The sequence below is a fragment of the Leptotrichia massiliensis genome, assembly GCF_900104625.1.
Lineage (GTDB): Bacteria > Fusobacteriota > Fusobacteriia > Fusobacteriales > Leptotrichiaceae > Leptotrichia > Leptotrichia massiliensis.
Genome location: NZ_FNVZ01000004.1, coordinates 382,803 through 404,310 on the forward strand (window position 1 = coordinate 382,803; position 21,508 = coordinate 404,310).

Sequence of the window (21,508 nt, forward strand, 5' to 3'; positions counted from 1 at the left end):
AATCTGTTCAATAATATAAGGTTTTTTTATTTTCACAAGGGGTCAATACCCCTTGCTTTAGAACATTTTTTTTATCAAATTCTAAATATAGTCGAACCATTTAAAATAGAACTATTAAAAATTATTTTGGAGCTTCATCCAAGTTTTGTGCATACGGTAAATCATATTTCCCCGTAACTTCTTTTTTCAAATTAAAGTTTTGTGCAAAAAATATTGCAAACATTCCCAAATCATGGCTTCGTTTTAACTGCATAAATCCTCTTTTAAGTATTGAACGCCATCCAAAAAAACTTTTTCTTGCATTGGCACATTTTTTGGAAAGCTCATCGGGAGTTTGATCAGTTGGAAGAAAGGAAATCCGTCCATAAGGATAATTTTCATCCAGCCACCATTTTTCACTAAGAAGCCGTTTTTCTTCTCTTAATTTTCTATAAACGCCTGTTTTTGGGAATGGTACAAGATGGTTAAATGCTGCAAAATAAAATCCATGTTTTTTGGCAAATTTTACCGTTTCATCAAAAGTTTCCTTCGTGTCATTTCCATAACCGAATACAAAAGTAGCATAAATTCCGATTCCATAACTATGAATTTTTTCCGTCAGTTCATTTATTTCCCCAACGCCACTTCTCCAGCCTTTCCCCATATCCTTTAAAATATTTGGATTCATTGACTCATATCCAATCAAAATCATTTTACATCCACTTTTTTTCATCCAGTAAAGCAGTTCATCATTTTTCGCAATGGTAATAGCCCCTTGCGTTACCCATTTTATATTTAATGGTTCAATCGCCTTGCAAATCTCAATTGCATGCTTATGATCCGCCACAAAATTATCATCAATAAAAAAAACATACTTCTTCCCAGAATTTTTTATATCCTGCACAATTTCTTCAATAGGACGCCTGAAATACTTTTTCTCATAATAAGAATGAATCGCACAGAAATCACACGCAAAATTGCACCCACGACCTGTTTCAATCAGTGCAAGTGGCGAATATTTCCTATCCTTGTAAATACTCCTGTCAGGCATTGCAAAAGACGTAGTTATCCCATAATACCGTTTTTCCAGCTTATTCTCCTTCAAATCGTTCAACATCTTTGTCCACACACTTTCCGCATTTCCCAAAATAATCGAATCAAAATGTTCCAGACACTCGTCAGGCTCTACAGTTGGATGATAGCCCCCTGCAAGTACTTTTATCCCTCTTTTCTGAAATTTTTTTGCTATTTCGTAAGCCCTTTTGGCAGTATAAGTTTCCACAGAAATCACAACCAGATCTGTATTTTCCTCATAATTTATAAACTCATTCCTGTCATCCATAAAATTCGTTTCAACATCCCCAGGAGTTAAAGAGTTTAAAACCGCAATCATAAGCGGCTCCATATTTTTCCATGTTTTTATATATTTCTGCCCTTTTTTCTTTCCAATGGCAGGCAGTATAAATGTTATTTTCACTATTTTCCTCCTTTTTTCTCAACTTCTATTTATCAAATTTTATCTTCCCATACTTCCTAAATTTCCGTGCATGCTGTCTTGAAAATACTTCCAGAATGAATTTCAGTCCCTTATTCCTAGAAGTTTTCACTCTTCTTATAATTCGCTTGAAAGTGAAAGTGTCAAGCCACAATTTATAAAATTCCTTCTGCAATGTGTCGTAACTCATATTTTTAGGCTTGAATACTACTGTTTCAGTGTCGTAGTAATACCAGTCTTCTGTAAGCAATCTGCCTTCTTCTTTTAACTGATTAAAAAAAGGTGTTCCTGGATACGGAGTAATTATGTTATATCTTGGCACATCTACCCCAATTTCCTCTATAATATCAGGAATTTGGCGAATTGACTCCACTGTGTCAGTTTCCATTCCTATCATAAGTGTGGAAAGGACTGATATTCCATAAGATTGAATCGTTTTTACGAGTTTTTTGTATTCTGTGACATTGTTAAATTTTTTATTTACTCCATCAAGATTTTCCTGAACAAAACTTTCCAAGCCAATAACCAAGCCTATACAGCCAGATTCTTTCATTAACTGAAGAATTTTTTTATCATTGCCGATATTTATTGTTGCAGAAGCAGTCCATTTTATTTTTAATTTCTTCAATTCTTCCATTAGCTGAATGGCATAATTTCTGTTGCCTAAAAAGTTTGGATCAAGAAATATCCATTTTTTGGGCTTATTCGCTTTTATTTCACTTATCACGTACTCTATGCTTTTTATCTGGTTTTTTCCAGAATACATCTTTGTGATGGAACAGTAGGAGCATTTATTGGAACAGCCGTTGTTTGCGACAATTGTGCCATAATTTTTGAAATATTTTTTATTTTTCAAAAGTTTTCGGTTTAATGGCTTCGGTTCATAATCATTTCCAACGAGGTTAAAATATTCTCTTTTTGGAGTTCCATTTGTAAAATCTTCAAGAAACATCGGAAATGAAATTTCAGCAGCTCCCGTAATTACTGTATCAAAATATTGTAATGCCTCTTCCTTCAAAGCTGTTGCATAATGCCCGCCAATTAACGTATACGCTCCTTTACTTTTCCAAAACTTGGCAATCTCTTTTGCCCTTTTCGATCCTGAAATTACCGAAGAAATACAAATTAAGTCAAATTTTTCATTTTCATATTTTTTAGAAGTAGCATCCCATTTTTCCACACCTTCATCCACAATAACAACATCAGCGTTATACTTTCTGTCAATTAGTGATTCCAGCGTTATTAACGTAATTTGCGGATAATATTTTCTTTTGTGAATCGAGTTATATTTGTAAATGTTATCCTTTGCTAAAACAAGCATTATTCTCATAATTTTATTCCTTTTTTGTTATAAACTTCTTTTCGATTGATATAATTTACAGCAAGAAATACAAGCGCATGTTTAAAATTAGCAGCTCCGTCAAACAGCCTTTTCCAGATACTCGAATGTCTGTTATATTCCACCTTGCACTTCAAAATTCCCGCCTCAAATTCCTCAATCGTCATATTATATGGCTCAAAGCACGCTTTCCCATAACGAAAGTTCTCATCCAGCCACCATTGTTCATAAAGCAATCGCCCTTCTTTTTTTAATCTTTCATAAAAAGGAGTTCCTGGTATCGGCAATGCTGGGTTAAAGCCTGCAAGGAAAAATTTATGCTTTTTAGAAAATTCCAAAATTTCATCAAAGCAGTTTTTATCATCATAATCATACCCAATTACATAGCTTGCGTGTACAAGAATCTTGTTTTTTTTATAAATATTAATAATTTTTTCATAGTCAAACTCATAATTTGCAACCTTTTTCATTTTCTTAATATTTTTTATATTTATATTCTCAAATCCCAGAAGCATTTCAATGCACCCCGCTTCTGACATCAATTTTATCAATTTCTCATCTCTTGCAATATCGATGCTGCCTTGACAAGCCCATTTTATTTTCAGTTTTTTCAATTCTTCAAACAGTTTTAGAGCTTTTTTCTTATTAGCAAAAATATTATCATCCACAAAATAAACAATTTTCGCTCTTTTATTCGTTCTAAAAATTTCCTTTACCTCATTTATTACATTCTCAACATCTCTATGTTGAAAATCTCCTTTATGAACTGCCCCAATCGTGCAAAATTCACATTGATGCATACAGCCTCGCCCAAACTGAACTGGCACGACAAAAGAATATTTTTTTCCCTTGTAAATGCTCCTATCATAAACAACATTATTAATATCTGGTAATTTTCTACATTCATACCTCTTTTTCGGCACCCCGTTTTCCAAATCGTTCAAAAATTCATTCCAAGTAACTTCTCCACTTCCCACACAAACCGTATCTGCATGTTCCTGCACTTCATCAGGCATAAGCGAGGCGTGATACCCTCCAATCATCACATAAACTCCACGTTCCCTATAATTTTTTGCTAGTTCATAAGCCCGCCTAGCCGTCATCGTAAACGTAGAAATCACAATTAAATCAACCTCAAGATCCATCGGAATATCCTCAATCCTATCATCAAAAAGCATAAGCTCATGTTTAGTCTTATCCGTAAGCCTTGAAAGCACCGCAAAAGCAAGTGGCTCTATCGCATCATTGGAACGTTTTCCCCCCATATTTGGACGTAAAAAAGCTATTTTCATTTTTCTTCTCCTTATCAATAATTTAATTTATTGTCTTAAACATTATAATTAAACTTAAAATCTTATTTATATAAAGTTTTTTAACTATTTTTTTAGTATCATAATTGGTATATATTGAATTAAAATGTCGTGATTTTTTGGAAATAAAAATTACTGTCTGAGCGAAGCGAGTTTAATTTTTGTTTTCAAAAAATGCTTAGACAAGCCGGGTTTGCAAAGGGGATGGCGACTGTTCCCCTTTGCTTTATAAAAAAGAAAAAACATAAATATAAAAGAAAAAACAATTATTAATCAAAATATTTTAATCAAAAATCACTTATCTAATTAATATAGATTTTAAAAATAACTATACTACTAGATATTTGGAATATCAGAATTATCTGTCATTTTTTCAAAAGTAAATTCCTCCAATTTATCGGCATAATGCCTATACCCCAAGTTAGTATTAAGCATAATTGGTGCAATAACGCTGAATCTTGCGATTCTTTTAAAAATCGAGCTTACTTTATAAGTTTCCCTCCAAGCGTAAATTCCACCTTCCTGAAGTTCCTGTGCTGTCATTTTTTTTGGATGGAATACAGCGTGCTGAACATCGTACATTGTCCAGTTTTTTTCAAAAATTCTGCCTTGCTTTTCCAAATCATTATAAAGTTTTGTTTTAGGAAATGGCGTTAATATCGAGTATCTTGGCAAATCAACTTTCATTTTTATTACTTCCTCCACAGTTCGCTTGAATATATCCTTGTCATCGCCATCTGCTCCGAATGTAAAAGTTCCGTTTACAGCAATATCATAATGATGCAGCTTTTTCATTAGCAAATGGTAATCAGCCATAACATTTACCCCTTTATTCATAGCCCGCAATGATTCCTTCGAGACAGCTTCAAATCCAATAAGCAAGCCTTTACAGCCACTTTTTGCCATTAGCCTTATCATTTCATCATCGTGAACAAGGTTGGAAGTTGCCAGCCCAAACCACCATTTTTTGAGGGGTGTCAATTCAATAAACAGTTTTTTAGCATAATTTCTGTCAGCAATCAAATTTAAATCTATAAACAAAACTTCTTTTTTCTTAAAAGTTTCAATTTCTGCAATAATTTCATTAATTGGCCTTTTCAGTAATTTGGGGTATAAAGCCTTTCCAACGCAGAAAGAACAGTCAAAAGAACAGCCTTTTGTAGCTTCAATGCTGTTTATGGAAACATATCTTTCCTTTTTCAGAAGTTCCCTTTTTGGTAATTTCAAATTTTCAAGACTATTTTCCTTCTGGACATAAAATTTCTTCAAACTGTTATTTCTCGCATCTTCCATTATTTCCGTAAAAAGCCATTCAGAACGTCCAATTACAACAGAATCACAATGCTGTATCGCTTCTTCTGGGCAAAGTGTCGGATGTGGTCCACCTAAAATAACCTTTTTCCCTTTGCTTTTAAAGTATCTTGCGTATTTATACACTCTTTCTGATGTTCCTGTAATAGAAGTCATAACCACAATATCCGCATCCAGTTCAAGCGGTATTTTTTCAATCGTTTCATCATGAATTACAACTTCAATGTCTTCTGGAATATACGCCGCAAGTGTCGATAATGTGAGCGGTGCATAGTGAATCGCCTTCTTAAATGTTCCATTAAATCTGTACATTGCTCCTGCTGGTGCCAGTAATGCCACTTTCATTCTCCAAATCCTCCTGCAAATTTATTTTCCCAGCCAAAATTTTTATCTAGCAGCCGATATTTTATATCGCCTATTTTCTGCTTTTTCGATTTTTCAGCCGTATAAGTCTTTAATCCATCCTTTTCTATTAAAAATACTCTTACTTTTCTCAACTGCCCCAATTTATATGCATATTCATAATGAAATGCCTTGCATAAACTGCTATTAATTTCATTTTCAATTTGTTTCCAATTAAATTTTCTGCCATCTTTTTTTATTTCTAAAAATAAAGTATAAAAAATTTCCCCTGTTTCATTTCTTACTGGTGCAAACAGTAAAAATTCGCCCTTTATATTATTTTCTTCCAATGTTGTTAAAACCTGCTTTTCCACAAACGAATTTTTCAATTTTTCCCCCACAATGTCAGAAAAATTGTTTATTCTCCCAACAAATTTTACAATCGGAATTTTATGATAAAATCCTGTAACTTCCACAATATCATTCGTATTATATCTGTAAAGCCCTGCATTTGTCGTAACAACAACGCAATATCGAACTCCCAGCTCCAATTCATCCAAAAGTTTTGGACTCCTGTTTTCCAACTTATCTTCAGAAACCTGAATAAATTCATAAAAAAACGAGTTATAGGCAATAGCGCTCCCATTTTTCACATTTTCCAGCGGAAAACTTACGATGCATTCCGTTGACATAAGCCCTTTTCCCTGAAATTTCAAATTTATGTTTTTTTTATTGGGATTCAATTTTTCCTTCAATTTTATAAAAATTTTATAGGAATCACTATCCGCCCAGCAGCTCACAAGCGAAAGCTTTTCCCAAATCACAGAGTAATCCACAAAGTTTTCCACAATTTTATTTCCTGATTTAGTTTCCAAATTCTTATTTTCAGCCATGATTTCATTCTCGTTATTTTTTTCCGTAATTTCCAAATTCTGAGTTTTGTCATCTTTACTCAAAATATTTTTTTCATGTTCATCAAAATAATTTATCAAAAATTTACTTCTATTTTTTTTCCACAATTTCCTATACTTTTTCTTGATAATCTGAAAATACTTTTTATTTCCCAAATTTTTATCGGCAAAAAACTCAGCACCTAAATCCTCACTTTTTACAATTTGACAAATCACTTTATGATTTTTTTCAATAAAATCAAGCAAAATAATAAGAAACGATGGACTCCAGACAGAAATCATCGCAAGATTCTCTGACAAAAGCAGAAACACCGCTGTAATCAGCAAAAAATCCTCCATATTCTGGATATTTTTTATTTCTTTTGGAACTGTAAACAGTTTATTTAAAAAAAATGCAGAAACTTTATCAAAATATGAAGTATCATCTTCGATTCCCACACGAATTCCTCCGCTAGTTACAGCTTCTCGCTTTAAAATGGGTGAAACAGACCAGTAGGAACTTCCAAAAAAAAGTCTTTTATTATTTTGATATAAATTGTAAATCCATGCAAAAACGCCATTCATATAGTTTTTCAAAAATTTCTCTGTGTATGGGATATATTTCACATCGGATGTACTCCCGCTCGTAAGTTCAAATAGCTTAATCTTATCACTCAAAAGAACATTACTTTTCCCAACTTTCTCCTTTTCCACAAACTCCTTAATATCCTCATAATTCACAATCGGAATTTTATTCTGAAACTTTTCTATTAATTCTTTTTCATTTTCTGTATTTAAAATTTGGCTTCCTGTTTCAAAAGTTTTTAAATATTCTGTATTTTTATTAGTTTTCAATATTTCCAAAAGTATTTTTACTTGCGTTTCCCGAATTTTACTTTTACTTTTTATATTGGAAACAAAATTTTTGTAGGATTTTTTACAAAAAAATATGAATAATCTGTTTAAAATCACATATTTTAAATTTTTTACTTCATAAAATTTACTTTTTTTACCGAATTTTTTCATCTAAATTATCTCCAATTGGCAAATCCTGAAATTTCTTTATAACAGCCTTCTGCCCAAAGCTCAAAAACAGATACATAATGGAAAATGGTATATTTTTTGTCCTTTTTAAAACATCAAAAGTTCTTCCCAAAATATTTTTTACAGAATGATATGCATATCTTACTGCAATACACCTGTCACGAAACTCATTTGTAGAAATATCATAAGGTTCAAAAAATAAATATGAATATTTTTGCGGCTCCAGCCACCACTTTTTGTACAAAAGCCTTCCTTCCTTTTCCATTTTAAAATAAAGTTCGGTATTTGGGAAAGGTACGAGATAGTTAAACTGGACAAATTCCAGATGGTTTTTCTGTGCAAATTTTACAGTATCTTCAAACGTAGTGCCAATTTTTTCCTCAAATCCAAAAACGAATGTGGCATAAATTCCAATGTTGTATTTATGTATAATCCGTGTTGATTCCTCAATATCTCCCAGCTTGTAGCTCCATTCCTTTTTCATATTATCAAGAGCCTCTTTATTTATTGACTCATATCCTATTAAAATGAAAAGGCATCCGCTATCTCGCATAGCTGCAAGCAGTTTCTCGTTTTTTGCCATCGTTATCGCCCCTTGCGAAATCCATTTTTTCTTTAACGGCTTTATCTTCTCACAAAGCTCCAACGCATATTTTGGATCTGCAACAAAGTTATCATCAGCAAAAAATATATATTTTGACTTTATATGCTTCAATTCCTCAATTACACTATCAACAGGTCTTTTAGCATACCGTTTCTTATTAACTGCCGAAATTGCGCAAAATTCACAGTGATGAGGACACCCACGCCCAGTTTCCACAACTGAAATTAAATATTTTTTCTTAAAAATACTTCTGTCCGGTATTAAAAATTTATTGCTAAGCCCCCCAATATAAAGTTTCTTTTCCGTTCCATTCCTATAATCCTCAATAATTTTCTCCCAAATATCATCAGCATATCCCGTAACTACAGAATCTGCATGCTTCATAGCCTCATCTGGCACAAGCGAAGCATGTGTCCCCCCAACAATAACCTTCTTTCCTTTTTCCCTAAATCTTTTAGCAATCTCATATCCATGCCTTGCCGTATAAGTTTCCAAAGTAATCACAACAACATCTGCATCATTATCATAGTCAATTGCCTCAATCCTCTCATCAATCAGCTCACACTCAATATCATAAGGAGTCAATGCCCGCAAGTAAGCAAACGTAAGCGGCTCAAACGTCCTCAGCTGAAAAATATATTTCTGTCCCTTTTTCTTTCCAAATCCAGGATAAATAAACAACATTTTCATAAAATTCACCTTTTTTATTTATTTCGCTTACAATATTTTAACACGCAAATCATTGAATTTTATTTTTTTTCAAAGCAAATTTTACTTTTTGAATCAAACTATTTAGTTTTGAAAATTTATTATTAAGTATTTATTTCGTTAAAGCAATCAAATTTCCTTCAAAACCCGTTTTCCCAAATTTGTTAAATTATCAAAAGAAATTTCGGCAAGGCATACCAGCTCATCGCCTTTCTGATAGTTGGGATTTTTTTCTAAAAAAAACTGTATATTTTTATTTTTCAGCTGCTTTTCCGAAAGTACAACGACATTTTCCCGCAAAAAGTCATTTGTTCCATCATTTTTTACAATTCCGCTTTCCTTGCAGTATCTGCTGCCGTATATTTTTTCAGCATAAATATCTTTTATTTTTTTCTCCATCTCACTTTCCGTATAACCCACCTTTGGACAAAAATTTTTAAAGTACGTCGGAAGATACATGTATGTCTTTATACCTTTAGAAATCAAGAACCAATAAGTTTTCACCCCATTTTTTATATTTTTTTCACTTTCCAGAAGGCAGTATTTTATCCATTCCTTCTGAAATTCAATTCCCCACGAAAATCCCTTTTCAATAATAGTGTCCCCAGAAAAAAATCCAGCTATTCTTTTTTTCTCAAAATCTTTACCATTTTCAATATTTAATTCCATTTTTTTTATTGTAGAAAACCCTTTTAACTCCTCATTTTCAAATATTAAAAAAATATCATTTTTATCATATAAATCTGCCAAAAACTTATCTTTTTTCATATTTTCATAATATTTTTTCATAAGTAAAAACATACTTTCCACAATTTTACTATTCTCTCTTATATCTTTTACAGCAAAAACCTTGCATTCCATAACCACACAAACTCCTTTTTTTTCAAATTTATAAAAAATATTTCAAAAGCAAACAAAAAAACTAATTTTAAATTTTTTACATAAATAATATAAATTATACCTCATATTTTTTACAAAAAAAATAAAAATAAAAAATACCCTATTTTGTGTTTAGAGTATTTTTTAAGTTATTTTAATTAGGTTCAAAATCTATAACAAATTAATGAGAGCCTATCTTCCAAGTTGTTGCTGTCTTTGCTGTATAACACGCTGCTGTTCAATCGCACTAGGAGTTTTTACAAGCGTTACTGCTACCTCTGTTGCCTGTCCATTTCTGTATACAGTTAATTTTATAGTTTGTCCAACTTTTTTAGCGGCTATTTCTCCAACAAATGCTCCAGCAGAATTTACTTCTTTTCCGTCAACCGCTGTGATAACATCATTTTTAGTTATTCCTGCTACAGCGGCTGGACCATTTGGCACAACATCAGCTATGAATACTCCATTTGAAGATTTTAGATTAAGAGCTTTTACTTTGTTTGAATCTAAGTTTCCTAAATAGACACCAATGTATGGTTTTTCAAATTTACCATTTGCGATAATTGAGTCTTTTACTGTCATTGCCAAGTTTGCTGGAATAGCAAATCCAATTCCTACACTTCCTCCACTTTGTGAATAAATAGCAGTGTTTACTCCGATAACTTTTCCTGTTATGTCAATTAACGGACCTCCACTATTTCCTTGGTTGATAGCGGCATCCGTTTGGATAAAGTTTTCTATTTCTTCGATTCCTAACGAACTACGCCCTGCGGCACTTACAATTCCAACTGTCATTGAATCATTTAATCCTAATGGATTTCCAAAGGCGATTGACCACTGTCCAATTTGGACTTGATCCGAATTTGCAAATTCTAATGGTTTAAAAGTTCCATTTGAATCAATTTTCAATACAGCGATGTCAACTTCAGGTGAAGTTCCCACAAGTTTTGTACGATATTCACGTCCATTCGAAAATTTTACATAAATCTCATCTGCACCATCAATAACGTGATTATTTGTAACAATATATCCGTCTTTTGAAACAACAAATCCTGAACCTAGTGACCCCGATTCACGTTTTTCCTGCCCTCCAGAACGCCCAAAAAGCATTTCTTCTAGTGGATTATAAGTATTAACTGTAACAGTTTTTTTAGTTCTGATATTTACAATTGAATCCTTAACACTGTTATGCACACTTACAAAAGCATCCTGTGTTTGTACTGCATTTTTTGTATATTTTTGCAAATCTTCCTGCGAAATATTTTTCTGTTGTTCAACATTTGGAGTATTATTGGTATTGCTTGGATTATTTTCAGTTTTATTTGAACAGCTTAAAAGCAAAAATAACATTGAAAATAAAGCAAATTTTTTGTTTCCCTTTTTTAAATTTATTTTTTTCATATCTATACCTCGATTCTTTCTATCTATTTTTTGATTGTACTTATTTTAGTGAATAAAAATTTATTATCCTTATGAGTTTTATTTGAATTTCATTTAATTAATTATTTTTATTACTATTATTTTAAGTAGCATTATCAAAATATATCATATTTTTAAGTTTTTTCAAAATTTCCTTATAAAATAAATTTGAACAATAAGTATATATTATGGTATAATATTAGCAAGCTATATATAAAAAAATGGAGAGAAAATGATTAAATTAATTTTACTAGATGTAGACGGAACACTTACCGATAGTGGAATCTATCATGGGAATAACGGTGAGGAATTAAAAAAATTTAATGTAAAAGATGGCTATGCCATTGTAAATGCGCAAGAACTAGGCATTGAATTTGGAATAATTACAGGAAAGGAATCCGAGCTTGTAAGAACTCGTGCAAACGAGCTAAACATAAAATATTTATATCAAGGAATTTCTGAAAAGACTCTTATTCTTGATGAAATAATGCAAATCACAGGACTTCAAAAAGAAGAAATTGCCTATATGGGTGATGATTTAAATGATATAAAAATTATGAAAAAAGTAGGATTTTCTGGAACTCCACTAGATGGAGTAAATGAAGCAAAAATAATAGCAGACTTCGTTTCAACAAAAAATGGCGGAGAAGGAGCAGTGCGGGAATTTATTGAAACTATTTTGAAAAAAGATAAATTATTTCAAAAATTTCTAATAAATGTAAAATAATAAAAACTTTAAAAAAATGATTTATCTGAATGCTTAAAGAAGTATTCGAAAACAAGTTAAAAAACAGATTTTAAGATAAAAATTATTTTTAGGAGGAAATAATGGCAATAAAATATTTGGACGCCAAGAGGCTAAAATTAGTGTTCATTGGTGGTGGAAAGTGGGTTACAAAACACGAAGACTTATTAAATGAATTAAATGTTTACCCAGTACCTGATGGAGATACAGGAAGTAATATGTCTATGACATTAAATTCAATGATAAATGATTTGGAAGAAAAAACAGATGATAAAATAAAAATGCCACAACTTGTAGAAGTAGTTGAAGAAGCTGTATTAATGGGAGCTAGAGGAAATTCTGGTACAATTTTATCACAAGTAATTACAGGGTTTTTAAAAGGTATTGGAGATAAAGTTAAATTGCTTCCAAAAGATGTTGCTGAAGCTCTCTCAAGTGCCAAGGAAACTGCTTACAGCGCTGTAAGCGAACCGATAGAAGGAACAATTTTGACAGTTATCAGAAAGATTTCTGAAAAAGCTACAGAATGTGCAGATAAATTTGAAGATTTAGTGGAATTTTTGAGAGAAATCGTTAAAGCTGGAGAACAAGCTGTGGAAGAAACGCCTGAATTATTACCAAAACTAAAAGAGGCTGGAGTAGTTGATGCTGGTGGAAAAGGGCTATTTTTCTTTTTTGAAGGATTCTATAAAGTTACAACGGAATTAAATTTATTAGTTGAATTACAAAAGGCTCAAGTAAAGGAAAATGAATTTGATAAAACAATAGCAAATATTGATCACGATCCTGAAAGCATACATTTTCAATACTGTACAGAATACATTATTCTAAATGGAGACTTTGACACAGAAGAATATAAAAAGCGTGTGCTTGAACTAGGAGATTCTGCCGTATTTGCACAAACTTCTAAAAAATTCAAGACTCATATTCATACAAACCATCCTGGAAAAGCAATGGAAATAGCACTTGAATATGGCCCTCTTGAAAAAATGAAGATAGAAAATATGAAATTGCAGCATGATAATCTGCAAATCTTCAGTGAACGGGATGAAGCTAAAATCTTTGTAAATCCAAAAATTGATAAAACAAAATCTGCATTTGTAATTCTAGCTGATTCTGAAAATTTAAAAGATGAATTTTTGAAAATCGGTGCAGATGTTGTAATTCTTGGAGGACAAAGTAAAAATCCAAGCGTTCAGGAAATATTAAATGCAATTGACAAAACTGAAAAAGAAAATGTTTATGTCTTGCCAAACAACAAAAATGTTATCACAACAGCTAAAATGGCTGCAGAAAAATCTCAAAAAACAGTAATGGTTCTAGATACTAAAACAATGCTTGATGGATATTATTTCTTAAAACACAAAGAAAATGATATTGATGAAGTAAAAGAAGCTGCTGCAAGAAACTATTCTGTCGAAATTACAAAAGCTGTAAGAGATACAAAAGTAGACGAACTGACAATAGCAAAAAATGACTTTATAGGGCTTGTAAATGGAAAAATAAAATATGCAAAAAAATCGTTAAAAGATATTACGGATGCTATATTAGCTGATTTAGTAACTAAAAATACAATAACAGCCATTATAGTAAGTGGAAATGAAAAAGATGAAAATTCACAAAAAAATATTGAAGAAAAATTATCTGGAATAAAAACTTCAATTATTGATGGAAATCAGGAAAATTACTACTATTACCTGTATATTGAAAATAAAGATCCAAATATGCCTGAAATAGCTATTTTGACAGACTCTGTATCAGATTTGACATACGAAGATATTGAAGGACTTCCAATAAAAATTGTACCTTTGAAAATCGATATAAATGGAGAACTTTATAGAGACGGAATAGAAATTACAAAACCTGAATTTTGGCATGAAATGCTTGACAATGATGCAGCAATAAAGACATCTCAGCCATCACCGCAAGACTTTTTAAATGCCTACAATAAACTATTTGAAAAAGGCTATAAAAAGATAATTTCAATTCATCCATCTTCAAAATTGAGCGGAACTATACAAGCCGCAAAAGTTGGACGAAGTTTGACAAATAGAGAAAATGATATTGAATTAATTGATAGTATGGGAGCTTCATTGCTGCAAGGATTCCTTGCCTTAGGAGCCGCTGGAAAATCAATAAGAGGAGAAAGCTTTACAGAAATTATCAACTGGGTAAACAACTTTAGAACAAAAGGAAAACTTCTTATGATTATTCCAGACTTGAAATATCTTGAAAAAGGCGGAAGAATTGGAAAAGCAAGTTCAACAATAGCAGGAGCATTAAATATGAAACCTATTTTAACTGTAAATCAAGGAGAAGTTACAGTTGAGAAAAAAGTTCTAGGTGAACGTAATGCACAAAAATACATCGAAAAATACATTGAACGTGAAAGCAAGAAACAGAGCATCGTTCTTATGACTGGTTGGGGCGGGACTCCGACAGAGCTTGAAAATGTAGTGAGAATTCATTCAGAAGTAGAAAATAATCCGAAAATAAACTCATTAATATTAAACAGAGAAATTGGAGCAGTAATTGGTGCTCATGCAGGGCCTGTTTACGGAATTTTCATATTCCCTAGATTAAGTTAATGTATTAATAAATTAAAATTTTAAAGTAATAAAACAGAAAGAGGTACACCTTTGAAATTTAAATTTTTTGATGAAATAAATTCGACAAATACATATTTAAGAAGGCAGCTGCAAATAGAAGAATTTGAAGTTATAATTGCAAAAAAACAAACAGATGGAAAAGGTAAAAGGGATAGTGTATGGATTTCAAATGAAGGAGCAGCACTGTTTTCCTTTGCCGTCAAAGACAATACCGAACTAGATGAAAAAATAACAATTTTTGCAGGCTATATCGTCTATAATGTATTAAAGAACTATATAGACAGCCATGACAAACTAACTTTCAAATGGCCAAACGATATTTATTACGAAAATAAAAAAATATGTGGAATTTTATGTGAAAAGGTAAGAAATAATATAATAATAGGAATTGGAATAAATATTAACAATACTGACTTTGGAATGTTTCGTGAAAAAGCCATTTCTCTTGTGGAAATTACTGGAAAAATTCATCCTGTCCAGCAAATTATAGAAGAAGTGGTATCAACTTTTGAAAATCAATTTCACAATTTAAACAAAAATTGGGAAAATATTTTACAAATTGTAAATGAAAACAGCTACTTAAAAGATAAAAAAATACTAATAAAACGAAATGGTAAATTTTTGGAAAAAGAATACAGATTCTTACGTGTAGATAGAAGAGGTAAAATTTCATTAATTAGTAAAGGTGATAATGATGAAATGAAATTTACTTCTCTAGAGTTTAAAGTTATATAAACATCTATCACAAACAAGGCTAGGTTAAAAATTATAAACCTAGTCTTTTTTATTTGATTTTTATATATAATTTATAAAATTTCATTAATACAATATTTTTTAATTTTAATTTTTTGACGATTTTATTTCTACAACTTGCTTATCATATATTTTAATTATACCCTAAAACTCTTATAAACTTTAAATAAAATAAATTAATTTTCAATTTTTTGAAAATTGATATTGGTGTGGTATACTAAAAATAGAAAGTTGTATTTTGAGTTAGAAAGATGTAAATTTAAGTTAAACACATTTGATTAAAATTAAAATAATGAATTAAATGTTAACATAGATTAATAAAAAATTATTGAGGAGGATGTGTATGAAAATTACTAAAATTGATGGTATCTCTCATAAAAAATATAAGGAAAAAGGGAAGTTAATAAAAAGTAATGAGATAGAAAAAGATGTTACTGAAGAAAGATTTAATGATATAGAAGCAAAAACGACAGAATTATTTCTAAAAACATTAGATTCTTATGTAAAAAATTATGAGAAGTGTGAAGAGCAAAATAAAGAAAGAAGAGAAAAAGCTAAAAATTATTTTTCCAAAGTAAAACTAATAATTGACAATGAGAAAATAACAATATGTAATGAAAACACTGAAAAAATAGAAATAGAAGATTTCAATGAATATGATGTTAGAAATAGAAAATACTTTAATGTTTTGAATAAAATATTAAATGGAGAAAATTATACTGAAGAAGATTTAGAAGTTTTTGAAAATGATTTGCAAAAAAAACTAAATCAAATACAATCAATAAAAAATTCATTGGAAGAAAACAAGGCACATTTTAAAAAAGAAAGCATAAATAATACTACTGATAGAGTTAAAGGGAATAATAAAAAAAGTTTATTTTATGAATATTATAGAAATTCTTCAAAACATCAGGAGTATGTGAATAATATTTTTGAGGCATTTGACAAATTATATAGTAATAGTCATGAAGATATAAATAATCTATTTTTGGAAATAACAAAAGATTCTAATGATAGGAATATAAGAAAAATTAGAGAAACATATCATGAAATATTGAATAAAAATAAGACTGAATTTGGAGAAGAATTATATAAAAAAATACAAGACAATATAAATAATTTCGATAAATTATTAGAAATAGAACCTGAAATAAAAGAATTAACAAAATCTCAGATATTTTATAAATACTATATAGATAAAGTAAGTTTAGATGGAACAAATATAAAGCATTGTTTTTCTCATTTGGTAGAGATTGAAGTAAACCAACTATTGAAAAATTATGTGTATTCTAAAAGAAGTACTAATAAAGAAAAACTAGAAAACATCTTTGAATATTGTAAATTAAGGAATTTAGTAAAAAATAAATTAGTAAACAAGTTGAATAGTTATATAAGAAATTGTGGGAAATATAATGGCTATATAAGTAATAATGATGTAGTAAACAGTGAAAAAATTTCTGAAATAAGAACAAAAGAAGCCTTTTTAAGAAGTATTATAGGAGTGTCTTCTTCTGCATATTTTTCTTTGAGAAATATTTTAAATACTGATAATACACAAGATATAACGAATAAAGTAGATAAAGAAGTAGATAAATTATATCAAGAAAATAAAAAAATTGAGTTAGAAGAAAGATTAAAGTTATTTTTTGGTAATTATTTTGATATAAATAATCAACAAGAAATAGAAGATTTTCTAATGAATATTGATAAAATTATTAGTAGTATAAGAAATGAAATTATTCATTTTAAAATGGAAGCAAATGCATATAGTATATTTGATTTTAATAATGTTACTTTAGGAAATAAAGCAAAAAAGATACTCAATGAAGAGATTAATAAAGAAAAAATAAAATTAAAAATTTTTAAACAGTTAAATAGTGCAAATGTTTTTGACTATTTGAGTAATGAAGATATAACAGAATATATGGGCAAAGCTGTCTTTTCATTTACTAATAGAAATATTCCTTTTGTACCTTCTTTTACAAAAATATACAATAGAGTACAAGATTTAGCTAATAGTCTAAAAATAGAAGAATGGAAAATTCCAGAGGGAAGCGAAAAAAAGGATGCTCAAATATATTTATTAAAAAATATTTATTATGGAGAATTTTTAGACAAATTTTTAAATGAAGAAAATGGAATATTTATTAGTATAAAAAATAAAATAATAGAATTAAATAGAAACCAAAATAAAAGAACAGGTTTCTATAAATTAGAAAAATTTGAAAAAATTGAAGAAAAAAATCCTAAGAAGTATTTAGAGATTATTCAAAGTTTATACATGATAAATATAGAGGAAATAGATAATGAAGAAAAAAATATATTTTTAGATTTTATTCAAAAAATATTTTTAAAAGGATTTTTTGAATTTATAAAAAATAATTATAATTATTTATTGGAATTAAAGAAAGTTCAAGATAAGAAAAATATATTTGATAGAGAGATGTCAGAATATACAACAGGGGAAAAAACTTTAGAAGATATGGAAGAAATAAACGAGATTACACAAAAGATAAAAATAACAGAAATTGATAAAATATTAAATCAAACAGATAAAATTAATTGTTTTTACTTACTTCTAAAATTACTTAATTATAAAGAAATTACTGAATTAAAAGGAAATCTCGAAAAATATCAAATCCTTAGCAATACTAATATATATGAAAAAGAATTGACACTTTTAAATATAGTTAATCTTGATAATAACAAAGTAAAAATTGAGAATTTTGAAATTTCAGTTAAAGAAATTGGTAAATTTATAGAAAAAATAAGCGGAAATAGGAAAATTGAAACTTTTGAAGAACTGAGAAATTTTGAAAAAATAGGAAATAGTGTTGAATATTATAATGTTTATTCTGATGATAAAAATATAAAGAATATAAGAAATTTATACAATATTAAGAAATACGGTATGTTAGATTTGCTTGAAAAAATTTCAGAGAAAGCGAATTATTGTATTAAGAAAAAAAATTTAGAAGAATATAATGAGTTAAAAAAGCAATTAGAAGATGAAAAAACAGATTTCTATAAAATCCAGAAAGATTTGCATTATAAATATCAAAAAAAATATAAAAATTTTTCAGAAAAGAATAATATAGAAGATTATAAAAAATATAAAAAATCTATAGAAAATATAGAAAAATATGTACATTTAAAAAATAAGATTGAGTTTAATGAGCTGAATTTACTTCAAAGCTTATTATTAAAAACACTTCATAGATTAGTAGGATTTACTTCAATTTGGGAAAGAGATTTGAGATTTAGATTAACAGGAGAATTTCCAAATGAATTAGATGTAGAGGATATATTTGACCATAGAAAAAGATACAGAGGAAATAAAGGTCAAATTTGTAAAAAATATGACCAATTTATTAGTGTACATATTGAATATCAAAATAATAACAAAATGAAAAATATAAAATTTGATGATAATAATCCTATTCGAAATTATATTGCACACTTTAATTATTTACCAACTCCTAAATATTCGATATTGAAAATGTTAGAAAAATTAAGAGAATTATTGGATTATGACAGAAAATTAAAGAATGCTGTAATGAAATCAATAAAAGGTATTTTGGAAGAATATGGGTTTGAAGCTGAATTTATTATAAATCCTAATAAAGAAATAATTTTAAATTCAATCAAGTCTGCTGAAATTATACATCTAAAGAAAAATGATTTAAAATCTCATAGAAATTCAGAAGATTTATGTAAATTGGTAATAGCAATGTTAGAATATTCAAAATAAGGAGTATGAAGAGAAATGCCCAATATAATTCACATAACAAAGGCTGATGATTTATCAATATCGAATAATCAGCTTGTAATGATTGATGAAGATAATAATGATGAGAAAAATAAGATTTCTTTGAATGATATATCTGCGATAGTTATTGAAAATTGCCATTGTAAGATTAGTGCGATTTTGCAGTTGAGGCTGATTGAAAATAATATTCCGATTATTATTTGCAATGAGAAACATCAGCCTGAAATTCATTCGCTGGGATTATTTAATCATTTTCAAGTGACTTTACGGATAAATGAGCAGATTGAGTGGGACAAGGAGAAAAAGGAAAAGTTGTGGAGCAGGATAGTGGAGAATAAGATTGAAAATCAAAGAGCATTGTTAGAGTATCTTGAAAAAAGTGATGTTTCGATTGAAAGACTGAAAACATATAAGGAAAACTTGAAAAAAGATGATGTGAGTGCAGAACATCAGGAAGCAATAGCTTCAAGGATATATTTTCAGGAATTGTATAGCAATAGTTTTAAAAGATTTGATGAAGATGGTGTGAATTCTGCACTTAATTATGGATATATGATTTTAAGAGCTATAATATCATCAAAGATTGTAGCCAAAGGGTTTCATCCAAGTTTGGGATTACATCATAAGTCACAGTTTAATGCTTATAATTTTTCTGATGATATAATAGAAGTTTTTCGTCCTATGGTGGATTATCTTGTTTATATGTACAAAGATATTTTGAATGAAGTGAAATTAAGTAAGGAGATAAGACAAAAAATACTTCTTGTAGCACAGCAGAAGGTATTATTTAACAATAAGAAATATGATTTTTTCCAAGCGGTAGACTATTATTTGGATAGTATACGAAATTATTTTGTAAAAGATGAAGAAGTGATAATTCCGACATTGAGCGTGATGGACTATGAGTATTGAGTATTTTGGTCTGCTTATGTATGATTTTCCTATGCAGACAGATGTTGAGATATTTGAATATAGGACTTTTAGAAAAAAATTGATAGAAAAAGGATATTATCAGCTTCAAAAATCGGTATATATAATGAGGTCGAAAACAAAAGAAAAAATCGAACTGACAGAAAAACAGTTATCAATGCTCGCTCCAGAAAATTCCTCAATTCGTTCCATTATACTGACAGAAGAGCAGTTTCAAAAAATGAAGGTGCTCGCAGGAGAAGTGACAATGGGAGAAAAAATTTCACAAAATAAAATATTAGAATTTTGAAAAATCATAAAATATGGTATAATATAAATGGTAGTTTATATCATTTATTAAGGAGTAATATCAAGATGAAAATATGGAAAACACAGATAAATAGCAAAAATAATAATCAAAATATCCTATCACTAAAAACAAATGATGGGATATAGACCACCCCAATATCGAAGGGGACTAAAACTAAATTGTAAATCTGTCATACCTTCCATTTTTTGATATAGACCACCCCAATATCGAAGGGGACTAAAACTCGGTTTAAAACCGAGATATCAGATCATAAAGATATAGACCACCCCAATATCGAAGGGGACTAAAACTATATAGATAAAGATATAGATGTGGTAAATTGATATAGACCACCCCAATATCGAAGGGGACTAAAACTTTTCTAATATCGAGGACGATCCAGATTTGTGATATAGACCACCCCAATATCGAAGGGGACTAAAACATATTGTCTGAAGTTCCAGTCAAACAAAATGATATAGACCACCCCAATATCGAAGGGGACTAAAACTTTAAAATGAATTTTAAAAATTCCACTTTTATGATATAGACCACCCCAATATCGAAGGGGACTAAAACTAAAGCTATTTATGAGAAAAATAGAATATTTTCTAAGAATAAAAATGGTACATTTGGTAAATGGATTGAAAAGATGGAAATTCATAAGGACAATACAAACGTAGTAATTTGTAAATATTCCTTATATTTAGAATATGAAAATAAGGATATTGAAAAAATGTCTGATGTAGAAAAAAGAAAGGTTTATTTACTTAGAGAATGAACAAAAAAGTTACATCTTGTTGAAAAGACAAAAAAAGAAATTGTTACGATAAAAGAAGAGCTTGAGTCTTTAAAATAAATAATTTATGAAGGAGGTTTTTATTATGAATTTTATTTCATCTATATTTTCAACATATTTTTCTATTATGGATTTTTCCATAATAACAAAGATAATAATACTAGTTTTTATTATCTTATATGTACGTTCAATCATTAAAATTCTTAAATTTAAGTTTATTGAAATTGTATATGCTTTTATAGGAGGTATAGTTGGATTATTATCAGTATTAATTGTAGGTTCAATATACAAAGT

Annotated in this window: 14 protein-coding genes and 1 CRISPR repeat array; of the genes, 6 read left to right on the forward strand and 8 right to left on the reverse strand. The window is 29.3% G+C overall.

Features of this window, described 5'->3' with window-relative positions; genetic code table 11:
• Positions 1–121: 121 nt before the first annotated feature.
• The 8 genes from BQ5344_RS03140 to BQ5344_RS03175 all read right to left on the reverse strand — a co-directional run bounded on the left by BQ5344_RS03140 (position 122) and on the right by BQ5344_RS03175 (position 11,302).
• Positions 122–1,456, reverse strand: coding sequence for a B12-binding domain-containing radical SAM protein (locus BQ5344_RS03140; protein WP_071124118.1), 1,335 nt, complete (start codon positions 1,454–1,456; stop codon positions 122–124).
• Between the two features lie 25 nt (positions 1,457–1,481).
• Positions 1,482–2,804 carry a B12-binding domain-containing radical SAM protein gene (locus BQ5344_RS03145; protein WP_071124119.1) on the reverse strand — a complete coding sequence of 441 codons (1,323 nt, stop codon included), beginning with the start codon at positions 2,802–2,804 and terminating at the stop codon, positions 1,482–1,484.
• Entirely contained in the window at positions 2,801–4,105 is a 1,305-nt protein-coding gene (locus tag BQ5344_RS03150) for a B12-binding domain-containing radical SAM protein (protein WP_071124120.1), read from the reverse strand. The genes BQ5344_RS03145 and BQ5344_RS03150 overlap by 4 nt, the downstream gene beginning before the upstream one ends.
• A 354-nt stretch (positions 4,106–4,459) precedes the next feature.
• Positions 4,460–5,779, reverse strand: a complete 1,320-nt coding sequence (locus tag BQ5344_RS03155; RefSeq protein WP_071124121.1) for a B12-binding domain-containing radical SAM protein — start codon at positions 5,777–5,779, stop codon at positions 4,460–4,462.
• Positions 5,776–7,692, reverse strand: coding sequence for a GH3 auxin-responsive promoter family protein (locus BQ5344_RS03160; RefSeq protein WP_021768250.1), 1,917 nt, complete (start codon positions 7,690–7,692; stop codon positions 5,776–5,778). Before BQ5344_RS03160 ends, BQ5344_RS03155 begins: the two co-directional genes overlap by 4 nt.
• Positions 7,676–9,004, reverse strand: a complete 1,329-nt coding sequence (locus BQ5344_RS03165; RefSeq protein WP_021768249.1) for a B12-binding domain-containing radical SAM protein — start codon at positions 9,002–9,004, stop codon at positions 7,676–7,678. The genes BQ5344_RS03160 and BQ5344_RS03165 overlap by 17 nt, the downstream gene beginning before the upstream one ends.
• 147 nt (positions 9,005–9,151) lie before the next feature.
• Positions 9,152–9,883, reverse strand: coding sequence for a hypothetical protein (locus BQ5344_RS03170; RefSeq protein WP_071124122.1), 732 nt, complete (start codon positions 9,881–9,883; stop codon positions 9,152–9,154).
• Between the two features lie 210 nt (positions 9,884–10,093).
• Entirely contained in the window at positions 10,094–11,302 is a 1,209-nt protein-coding gene (locus BQ5344_RS03175) for a S1C family serine protease (protein WP_071124123.1), read from the reverse strand.
• A 250-nt stretch (positions 11,303–11,552) separates the two neighbouring features.
• Between BQ5344_RS03175 and BQ5344_RS03180 the strand changes: the two genes are divergently transcribed.
• The 6 genes from BQ5344_RS03180 to cas2 all read left to right on the forward strand — a co-directional run bounded on the left by BQ5344_RS03180 (position 11,553) and on the right by cas2 (position 20,415).
• On the forward strand, positions 11,553–12,047 hold the full coding sequence (locus tag BQ5344_RS03180) for a KdsC family phosphatase (protein WP_021768246.1): 495 nt from the start codon (positions 11,553–11,555) through the stop codon (positions 12,045–12,047).
• Positions 12,048–12,148: 101 nt separating this feature from the next.
• Positions 12,149–14,653: a DegV family protein gene (locus BQ5344_RS03185; RefSeq protein ID WP_071124124.1), complete on the forward strand. Its 2,505-nt coding sequence runs from the start codon at positions 12,149–12,151 to the stop codon at positions 14,651–14,653.
• Between the two features lie 51 nt (positions 14,654–14,704).
• Positions 14,705–15,409 (forward strand): biotin--[acetyl-CoA-carboxylase] ligase, encoded by a 705-nt coding sequence (locus BQ5344_RS03190; RefSeq protein WP_071124125.1) that lies wholly within the window; start codon positions 14,705–14,707, stop codon positions 15,407–15,409.
• A 361-nt stretch (positions 15,410–15,770) separates the two neighbouring features.
• Positions 15,771–19,178, forward strand: a complete 3,408-nt coding sequence (gene cas13a, locus BQ5344_RS03195) for a type VI-A CRISPR-associated RNA-guided ribonuclease Cas13a (RefSeq protein WP_071124126.1) — start codon at positions 15,771–15,773, stop codon at positions 19,176–19,178.
• Between the two features lie 15 nt (positions 19,179–19,193).
• Positions 19,194–20,108: a type II CRISPR-associated endonuclease Cas1 gene (cas1, locus tag BQ5344_RS03200; protein WP_071124127.1), complete on the forward strand. Its 915-nt coding sequence runs from the start codon at positions 19,194–19,196 to the stop codon at positions 20,106–20,108.
• Positions 20,098–20,415 (forward strand): CRISPR-associated endonuclease Cas2, encoded by a 318-nt coding sequence (gene cas2 / locus BQ5344_RS03205; RefSeq protein ID WP_071124128.1) that lies wholly within the window; start codon positions 20,098–20,100, stop codon positions 20,413–20,415. The genes cas1 and cas2 overlap by 11 nt, the downstream gene beginning before the upstream one ends.
• A gap of 139 nt (positions 20,416–20,554) precedes the next feature.
• Positions 20,555–20,996: a CRISPR direct-repeat array (repeat unit 37 nt; unit sequence GATATAGACCACCCCAATATCGAAGGGGACTAAAACT).
• Positions 20,997–21,508: the final 512 nt, after the last annotated feature.